This is a genomic window from Microvirga aerilata (assembly GCF_016743775.1).
Classification (GTDB): Bacteria; Pseudomonadota; Alphaproteobacteria; order Rhizobiales; family Beijerinckiaceae; genus Microvirga; species Microvirga aerilata.
Map to the genome: position 1 here is coordinate 39,278 of NZ_JAEQMY010000038.1, position 9,804 is coordinate 49,081.

Here is a 9,804-nt window from a genome sequence, read left to right on the forward strand (position 1 = left end):
GGCAGATGCAAAAATCTTCGGCGTCGATATTCGGGATCCGAACCCGGAAGTAACCAATCACATCCAGCACTTCGGTTTTTCCGATCGCGTCTCTCTATTACAATACCTCTCAAAGCGACGAAGCTGGGCTCTCCGAAATACTGGAGAAAGAACTTCCAAATGGAATGGATCTCGTCGTCGACGATGCCTCGCATATCTACGAATTAACGAGGTCATCGTTCGATATTCTGTCCCCACGTCTCAGGCCCGTTGGAATGTACATCACTGAGGACTGGGCGTGGGTGCATTGGGCAGGTACTCAAGAGAACCCAACGTGGATGGGTCAAAAGCACGCCCTGACGAACCTCCTGTTTGAGATCTGCATGGCGAGTGCCAGTACGGGTGGAGTGATTTCGGATATCTACGTCAACAGCAACTTCTTCGCCGTGCGAAAGGCAAAAAACTGCCCGCCCCTGGAAGACTTCCTTTCCGCGCCAATTGGCTACTTGCGGCGATTGTAAACCTCACCGCAACTACGCTCGGAGGGCGGTGGGTCTGCGCGCCACTACCATGCCCTCAAGGTCGCCGTACGAGGCATGTCGTGTGAGTTTACGTCTCTGGTGCGCCTCTTGTTGGCAGCAGCGAGGACCTTGGATAAAGCGGCAAGAAGTAATCGCAGTATCGGTGCCGGCGACAGTCACCGCGTAGGTTAGGCCACAGAAAACACTTCGAAAAATAGCCCTGTGCCCTATTCAACACAACCTCTGCGCTTAACTGCCGCAGGGAAGCGTATTCGCACTCGCTCATCTTGCGCGACTCAGACCTTTGTTGAATAAGATCCCACAATCAAAAAGAGCGCCAGTGCCATAAACGATATGCGCGCAAGCAGTGAATTTGGGGCAGATACACATGACCGTCGCGATAAATGAGTCGGGCCAGGCATCGAGTGCCAACTTTGTCGATTTCGGCCACCATACCTTCTATCTAGATAAGCAAACCGGCAAAACTGGGGTGCTGAACCGAGGCGAGTTCCCGCCCATCGCGTTAGGCCTGAGCGCCTACATGGCCAAGAACATCCCCAACCGGCGCCTGTCATTCACGACTATCATTTCCCAAGTTGTTCCGAGCATTGAGGTATAGAGCACCTATACTTCCCGAACCCCGCTCATTATCGCACATTACAATACAATACGTTGACCGAAGTAAGTTGCTGGACTGTCTGGGCTGGAACCAGAGGTCAGCTTGCAGATATCACGAGAGCTTAGCTTTAAGAACATTGTTTGCGCAACCTGTTGAGCAATTTAACCGCTTTAACCGCGAAAGAACCGAACATGTATTTTGGACCGATGAAGCGAGTAGGAGTATTTGGAACACCGGGTTCGGTGCGGCTGAACCGTCGCGACATAAATGGTCTTGCCGACATCGGAAACAACACAGGTAATCTTCTCTTCCAGTATTCCGTATGGTCTGGGATTCAGAACCCAAAGATGGTCGTTCATCTTGGAATGGACTACTCCTTTGTCCGAGAAAACATCGATATCCTAGTCATTCCAGCCGCGAACCAAGTAAACTCTGATCCGGATTTTGTACTGGGCCCATGGGCTGATATGGTCGAAAGAATCGATCGCCCGGTAGTTGTTGTCGGCTTGGGCGCTCAAGCCGATGACCAATCCGATCCTCGGATTGACCTGGCCCCGGATACGCTGCGCCTCCTTAAGGTGCTTGCTGAACGGACGAACTACATTGGAGTGCGTGGTCCATTCACGGCAGCAGCCCTGGCCTGCCATGGCATTGAGAATGTCGTTGTCACCGGATGTCCGTCAAACTTCATAAACGTGGAGGACATCGACGGGAGCACGATCGCCGAACGACTTTCCCAGCTCAAAGCCAATGGTGCCCAGTGCCCCACCTATGTCCCGGGCACAATCGAGAAGCGCGTAAATGATCTTGAGCGGCAGTTGTTTAGGATCGGCTACGCAGAGAATGCAAGAATTGTGTATCAGACCAACTTGGCGGCGATGAAGGCGATCCGGCTCCATGAGGATGTGGCTGCTGACGAGTATCTTCGCTGGGAGAACAAGGAGCTGATCCCAGAGATGAGCTTCAAGCGTTACAAAGACTATATTGAAGAAGCAGGCGATTTCTACACTAGTGCAGCTGAGTGGATTGCAAGCCTCGGCTCAAACACGGATTTTGTTTTCGGCATGCGGGCCCACGGCTGCATCGCCGCCATACAGGGCGGCTCGTTTGGTGCGTGTGTGACTTTCGACTCGCGCACAGCAGAACTCTTCGAGACAATGCAGTATCCTCGCATCTCCGCTCAAAATGCACTCGCATGCCAAGACATCAATGATGTCGTTCAAAATGTTGAGTTCGATGCAACAAAATTTGATGCCGCACGCTCGTCGCTTCTCTCCTCCTACGCCTCAATCATGCAGAGCAACGGCGTTCGCATGAGCCACCGGGGTATGTAAGACAATGACCAAAATCAGCGAACCAGTCATTCACACATTCGGCGGAGTTGAGGCGGCAATTGCCTCATGTTCCTACCGCGCATACGAATTCAACGACGGCCAACTCGGAAAAAAAACCAGAGAACATCTCGCTGGCCTGATCGATCGGCATGAGATTGAGGTTCTCAGTTTTGATGTGTTCGACACCCTCATGATCCGCTCGAACTCGTCCGAAGCGAGACGCTACTTCCAATTGTCAGATCGGATCTCCAAGACCCTGGCATCGTCAGGGTATGCCGCCGTTGATACATCTGATGTTTTCCTTGCACGATGCGAGGCGCTTCTGTTCGGGTATCGCACCTCTCTTGAGGTTGAGCGATGCATTGAAGGGCGGATTGAGGAAGTCATCAGCAACCAGGTAAAGATGCTTGACCTTCCGTCTGCATGTGATGAGATCTTTCTCGAAGAGGAGATCGCCTTCGAAACTGAGAGCCTCACACCTAATCAAGCTCTCATCGATCTTGCAGAGGATTTTGCAAAGCGCGGCGGCAAAGTGATCCTGGTAAGCGACATGTATCTTTCAGGTCAGGCCATCGATCAGATTCTGCGGCGCAGAATTAGAAGAGACGGTTTTGAATACGAACTGTTCTCAAGTGCGGACACCGTCCGCAACAAGCGCAGTGGAACAATCTTTCCGTGGCTCGAATCCAGGTTGGATGTGCCCTCCTCGCATTTTCTTCACATTGGCGACAGCTACATAAGTGACTTTCGACAGCCCAAGTCCTTTGGATGGCACGCCTTTCACACTCCCATCAGTGAAGCCGATCTGTCACTTCGTAAGGAGGACTTGGAACGTTTCCTGTCAGAGAATATCCACAAAGGTTTGGACCTTTCATTTTGGGCTAGAGCATAGACATGAGCGCACCCGATAATCTCAGCAAACTGCAGTACGACGCGGGCGTTAGTATCTTAGGCCCGGTGTTTGCGTACTACTTCGACCGCCTTCATAAGAACATTGTCTCATTCGAGACGCAACACGATGCAAAGATACTTTTTGCGTCGCGAGCTGGCGTCAGGATACAGCAGCTTTACCAGGACTTCTTACAGCGACGCGGGCATGAGGTTCCGAAACATGACATGTTCTGGATTTCGCGCTTCATGGTCTCCAAGGGGCTTTGGAATAGTGCGCCCGCGCTTGTGTCGGATCTGCTTGCGAAGGAATTCGCCTGGTCGAAGTGCGCCGATATTGCCCAATCGATCTTTCGAGCGGAGGGCGGCCTTCCGGCGGACTTTCCGTCTGATGACCCCAGCCTAGAGCTTAAAGGTGCGGCATTCGACAAGTTTGTGTCGGGTCAGAGCCCTGCGGCGCAATACGTGGAAACATATTTGCGGCAACAGAGCACTCTCTTCGAGGAATACATATCGCAGCTCCTCTGCGATAAGAGCACGGCTGTGATCGTCGACACAGGCTGGCAAGGAACCGCTCAAAACATGCTGCAGCGTGGGTTCCCCAAGATCGATTGGTGGGGCCTCTACATCGGTCGATCCTATTTTCCAGAAAGCGACCGAACATTCGCCCGGCAGATGATCGGCATCTTGTTCGAGTCAGACAACTTCATACCTGCGGATCCTGCCACGAGCATCGTGCTTCACCGTCACCTCTTTGAGGCTGTACTCGAACCCGCGGCACCGAGCATCGAACGTCTGGCTCATAACGGGAACAGCGTCTATGCTCCCGACTGTGAGCTGCTGATCGCCGACGCGCCAACTCGCGCAAGTGCCCCACTCTACCAGGGTGTCCGCGATTATCTGTCAGAACTGCCCGATGGCGTGGCGACGAAGGATATTATTTGCGCGTACCAAAACGCGATCCCGAAGCTAGCGCGCGCGCTCTGCTTCCCGTCGAAAGACGACAGCTATGTGTTCGGCCAGTTCGACAGATCGGCTGATTTCGGGCGTACGCTCAAGGTACCGACGCTTGTAACATCGGCTGATGATCAATCAGTGACAGCCGAAGACCGGATTGCAAAGGCTCTGTGGCCGGCTGGGCAAATCGCGATCGAGTACCCCTCCGACATCGCTCTGCCGCGGCAGCGCCAGGCCGCGGGGCTCAATCGTGATCAGCAGCGGGCCATTGTCAGTGGCGTTCCATTGCCCAATGAGGTCGAGCCAGCCCAGACGTCCGTTCCCGCCGTCGCGGTTATCATGAGAACCATGGATCGTCCCACGTTCCTTCGCAGGGCGTTGGAGAGTGTAGCGAACCAGACGTTTCAGGATTTCCGGCTCGTCATTATCTGTGACGGTGGTCCAATTGCGCCCGTTCTCGACGTCGTGCAGGCATCGACGATTGACCAAAGGCGGGTTGTCGTTATTGACAACGTCGTGAACGGCGGCATGGAGGCCGCCTCTAACAGGGCCATTCGTTCGAGTGAAAGTGAGTTCATCGTCATTCATGATGACGACGACAGCTGGGATCCCCGGTTCTTGGAGAAAACCGTCCAGTTTCTCAGGAGCAAAGCGGGGCAGAAGTATGGTGGCGTCGTTACCCATTGCTGGTATGTGTCAGAGGAGGTGACTCCCACTGAAATCGTCATCCATGAACGCCGTCCCTACCATGACTGGGTCGACAACGTTCAGATTGCCGAGATGGCGTGCAACAACTTCTTTGCTCCAATCTCGTTTGTGTTTCGGCGTACGGCTTATGAGCAGGTCGGCCCCTTTGACGAGAAGCTGCCGGTTTTGGGAGACTGGGACTTCAACATCCGCTTTTTGCTGAAGTTCGACATTGGCGTGCTCAAGGAGAAGTTGTCCTTCTATCATCACCGTGACATCGGAAATAAACATCTCTTTGCGAATTCGGTCATTGGCGACATAGACAAGCATGCCGAATACAGCGCGATTATGCGCAACAAGTATGTTCGCAACGCTCGTCATGCGCAAAGCAGCCAAAACGACTCGTTTGTTGCGGTGGCCCATATCTATAGTGACATTCGAACCACGATCCGCTCGATCAGCGAGAAGGTAGATGGAATCACGACGGGCTCACCGGGCCAGCCTGGAAAAAATGGCCACTTGGATGTGTCGGATTACCGGTGGGTGCACCTGTGCCACATGGCTGGCCGGATCACGTCGCTTCAAGAACAACTTTCAGCCGCTGAAACCGACCTAAAGCGAACCGCCTGGACTGCAGACGATTTGTGGGTGGGGTTAAAAGCGAAAGCGAGACCGTTGCCTGAACATCCTGGCATCCAGGTCGAGGCTAATGAGATAATCCAACATGCACTCGACCTCAGGTGGGTAGTAGCTATCACAAACACCCAGAAGTTACTTGACGATGACTATTCTATTGCGGCCGAGTAGTTCTTCTTTTGCGGGGCCTCGGATCATTCCCAACCCACGAGATGTACAACAGCGACATACGGAACTAAAAAATGAACTTTAATCTGCCTGAGAACTTGAATCCTGAGCTCAATCTGGATGAGGTTGATTGGTCAAAAGTGCCTCCTCCGCCGGATTTCGACGAGGCGGGCTATCTTTCGCAAAATCCCGATGTGGCAGGTGAGCTTGAACACGGCCGTATCACGAGCGGGTTCGAGCATTATATAAGATGGGGACGCGCTGAGGGCAGAGCTAGACCTTTCAAAAGAGCCTAGGAAAGCTCCTTAAAAACGCAGAGGTTGTAGGTTAGGCCATGAGTTCACTCTTACATACTCTCGAGTCGATTGACGATCGAGTGAGGGCAATCTCAAACATGCCGCTCCACCGGTCTGAGAGTTCCCGGACGATCGTGGTACGAACCGACGAAGAAGGGGCCAGAGACAAGCTCCGCGACGCAGGCATTCACGTCTCTGGCCCGGCGCATTTGAACGAACACACATTCGTCATATGTGAACCCACTCCTGGTGATCGCAGCCTTGAGCTGAACTTCTCCTTCGGCTCCAGAAATGTAATCTTCCTCGGGCAAGGCGACGACGTTGCAGGAGTGTTTCAGATTCTTGGGGACGACAATCTCCTGATTTTCGAGGGGAAGGAAGATGGGCCCGCGAGGATCTCAGGTCAGGTCCATGGGTCCAACAACAGCCTTCTCTGGCGTAGAGGAGCAACCTCGAACGGGACAAATGTAATCCTTCAAGATGGTACCACAATCTCTGTGGGGGCAGACTGCATGTTTGCGGAGAGGATCACGCTGCGCTCAACTGACAACCACGCTCTGATCGACATTGAGAGCAAACGGGCCGTCAACCCACCCGCAGACGTGTTCATAGGCCCTCATGTCTGGCTGGCAGATGGCGTAACGGTCCTCAAAGGTGTTCAGATTGGTGCCGGCAGCGTTATTGCAGGTGGAGCTTTAGTAAACCGCAATGTTCCAGCCCAAGTGCTCGTGGGCGGTATCCCTGCCAAGGTTATAAAGAAGGGTGCCACGTGGACCCGTGACATAAATCCGACTGCGGAGATGATAGATGCAGTACTAGATGTCGCGAGCAGCGATCGTCTGAAACCTTCAGAAGCAGATGAGGAACGCCTAGCACGAGAGAACAAAGCATTGAAGAAAATTTTGTCTGAGACCTTGATAGCACAATCGGCTCTAGCTGACATTCTTAGGTCCAAGGGATAAGCTACACGCTGACCAGACCGGTTATGCCTTGCTGCGTAATTCGCTGGTCATTCACGTAACCTCACGTTAAATCCGGAATGTACTTATCTCCGCCGCTCGAAAATGCGGTCTTGCGGAGCTACAAGCGCCTGTCTATGAGGTACTGAGATATGAAGCCTTATCGACACATTGCTTGCTGAACTAGGCGCCGAGATAGTTCCAGCTACCTCCCAGATCCCGACCGGATACATGAGACACGCCAGCGTGTTTAGGAAACGATCCCCTCGGCCGAGTGCCTCACCTTGCCCACCTTCAGTCCTCCTTCGGCTCAGACAATGAAATCCGCACCTCGAATAAATCTGTCAGATCGGTTCAGCCGGGAAAATACAGTGGAAGACGAACAGCCTTCGGGATCGACCACGTCTCGACTAGCGGAAGCTGCCGACCTCGGACCTACCGTGGCAAAGGATCTAGTTCCTCAGCTTCCGCGTTGGCGAGCTGCGAAGGCTAAGATAAGAACAGGCGTGTCTCACATAACTATCGCTTGCATCGGCGATAGTACAACTCGAGGGATCGGAGCAACTTGGGACAATCGACAGGCTGAATCTTCATACCCCGCATACCTCGCATCAATGCTAGACCATGCAGGCCTCGCAGCTCGCTTTGAAAACTTCTTCGGAGCTGGGTATGGCGGGACCCATCTTCCAAATTTTGACTCCCGAATTTCCTATTCTGGAGACTGGGAGATGTTTGGAGGAACCTCGGTCGGAGGGAACCTTCTCGTATGCCGCGGCGCAGGGAATGTTACATTCACTGCGGGGCAGGCGTTCAATGCAGCCGATATATACTACATCCAAACTTGGAACGCGGGCGAGCTAAGTATATCATTCAACGACGGCTCTGAGCGAACGCAGATCAGGCAGCACGGACCTCAATGCATCAAGAAGATTACAATCATCTCCGACTCCCCTCAACAGGCGGTCGTAGTGGAGGGATGTTCCGAGCCAGCTTATATTCTAGGCATTGACTGTTATGATTTGCGCCGACCGCACCTTAAAGTTTGGAATATGGGGTGGGCTGGTTCAACAACAGAAACTTGGACGCGGACAGACACTCCCTGGTCATCTCTGAATGCGTTGAGATATTTCGCACCAGATTTCGCGATATTGGATCTCGGCATCAATGATTGGTGCAAAGATGTGAATCCCGAAGCCTATAAACAAAACTTAGTAAAAATATCCGAGGTTTTGTTAGAAAAGGGCGACGTCATCCTGAAGTCTCCGCTTCCAACGAAGGCAGATTTCGTTTCACTCAGCACCCAAGAGAAGTTCGTACGTAAAATGAGAGAAGTTGCCGACGAGTTGAAACTGCCTCTGGTTGATATCTGGTCGAACTGGGAGAATTACGAACGAATGGTAGACTTAGGCTTCTATCGTGATCCAAAACACGCAACGGCGCTAGGGTACAGCGATGTAGCCGAGATTGTTGCAACAGCCTTCCGAACTTTCTGACGCCTGTCCAGACCACAACGATCGAACGGACTTAGAGCAAATGACAAGTAGCTTTATATCTTCCCAGAAAACTCTTGAGCAGCAAGTAGCCGATCGCGCTGGAATAGCTAAAGCTATAAACGAGCAATGCTGGGCTTTCACTGAAGACCAACTGCCGTCCCTGCGCATGATGAATATCATTGGCAGCCATGACGTAGCGCATTTCAAGCGCAACATGACACAAGTTTTTAGCGAGTTGTACTGGCGTGGTCTACTCAGCACCAGCAGTAATGTCGTCGACATCGGTTGCGGCTGCGGGAGATTGGCACTGCCGATATCTCGACTTTTGAAAGAGGGCAGGTATTATGGCGTTGATGTCTGGAGCGAGGGCGTCGACTGGTGCAAGGCTAAAATTGAGAGTGAATACCAAAACTGCTCATTTTATACAATTAAAGCAGAGAATAACTACTACTTCGAAGAGAGAGCTCCATCGCTCCACAACGATTTCAAACTAGAATTTTGCCCCACGAATACAGCTGATCTTGCGTTCGCTATCTCTGTGTTTTCTCATCTAACTCGGTCTGACTGTGTCGCATACTTCAAAGAGGTCTCAAGAGTTCTGAAACCCAAAGGTATTTTATATCTCACGGGGTTTGTCATCGATCGTTTCTTCAAAGATTATCAATCACGTACCGAATCATTCGGAAGCCTTCGAGAAGAAGAGCCTGGCTGTTTTTATGCGTTCCGCGGGCAGGATTTTTTTGCGGGCTATACCAAGCGCACTTGGAACGCCATGCTGTCTGAGGCTGGTCTGGAAATCCTGTCTTATGAATTGGGATCTTGGGCCGAAAAACCGGGCGCTAGGCCTTACCAAGATACTTTCGTTATAGGGAAGGCAGCATCGCTGTAGCATCCTTCCGGCATAGTTGCCGCGAGGCGGCTCTCGAGGATTGTATGACATCACCGTCATCGAGCGGAGCGTCCCAACCCATGCCGCTTCCAAACATTACATCTAGAGGGCGATTGAACGAGATGGCTACTCACCTACTCTGACTCCTTCCCAACGTGTTCCGAGATCTATGCTTAAGCTCGAGGCGAAGGCCATGCTTACTAGCAGAGCTTTGAGGACTGTCCTACAGGGGTGCAGCCTAATTGATGATGGCTCGTCACCAAACGTAAAGGCTACGAAGGCAAGCAAGAGAACAAACATCGTAATTACCCACGCCCTGTTTCGCACTGAGGTTCAGGCGGACACAGTCTGAAGGATTGTCTTGAACGCGTTGGTCTG

General features: G+C 52.3%; 8 protein-coding genes. All 8 read left to right on the top strand.

The window, feature by feature from the left end; all coding sequences use genetic code 11:
• Window positions 1-164 precede the first annotated feature (164 nt).
• On the top strand, window positions 165-500 hold the full coding sequence (locus tag JKG68_RS20390) for a hypothetical protein (RefSeq protein ID WP_202063190.1): 336 nt from the start codon (window positions 165-167) through the stop codon (window positions 498-500).
• A 388-nt stretch (window positions 501-888) separates the two neighbouring features.
• Window positions 889-1,119 (top strand): hypothetical protein, encoded by a 231-nt coding sequence (locus JKG68_RS20395; protein ID WP_202063192.1) that lies wholly within the window; start codon window positions 889-891, stop codon window positions 1,117-1,119.
• Window positions 1,120-1,259: 140 nt separating this feature from the next.
• A complete protein-coding gene (locus tag JKG68_RS20400) occupies window positions 1,260-2,453 on the top strand; it encodes a polysaccharide pyruvyl transferase family protein (RefSeq protein ID WP_202063194.1) in 1,194 nt (397 codons plus the stop codon).
• A gap of 4 nt (window positions 2,454-2,457) precedes the next feature.
• Window positions 2,458-3,345 (top strand): hypothetical protein, encoded by an 888-nt coding sequence (locus tag JKG68_RS20405; protein WP_202063196.1) that lies wholly within the window; start codon window positions 2,458-2,460, stop codon window positions 3,343-3,345.
• Window positions 3,346-3,347: 2 nt separating this feature from the next.
• Entirely contained in the window at window positions 3,348-5,792 is a 2,445-nt protein-coding gene (locus JKG68_RS20410) for a glycosyltransferase family 2 protein (protein WP_202063198.1), read from the top strand.
• 427 nt (window positions 5,793-6,219) lie between these two features.
• On the top strand, window positions 6,220-7,047 hold the full coding sequence (locus JKG68_RS34575) for an acyltransferase (protein ID WP_202063200.1): 828 nt from the start codon (window positions 6,220-6,222) through the stop codon (window positions 7,045-7,047).
• Between the two features lie 725 nt (window positions 7,048-7,772).
• Window positions 7,773-8,537: an SGNH/GDSL hydrolase family protein gene (locus tag JKG68_RS20420; protein WP_202063201.1), complete on the top strand. Its 765-nt coding sequence runs from the start codon at window positions 7,773-7,775 to the stop codon at window positions 8,535-8,537.
• Window positions 8,512-9,426: a class I SAM-dependent methyltransferase gene (locus tag JKG68_RS20425; protein ID WP_202063202.1), complete on the top strand. Its 915-nt coding sequence runs from the start codon at window positions 8,512-8,514 to the stop codon at window positions 9,424-9,426. Before JKG68_RS20420 ends, JKG68_RS20425 begins: the two co-directional genes overlap by 26 nt.
• The last annotated feature ends 378 nt before the right edge of the window (window positions 9,427-9,804 follow it).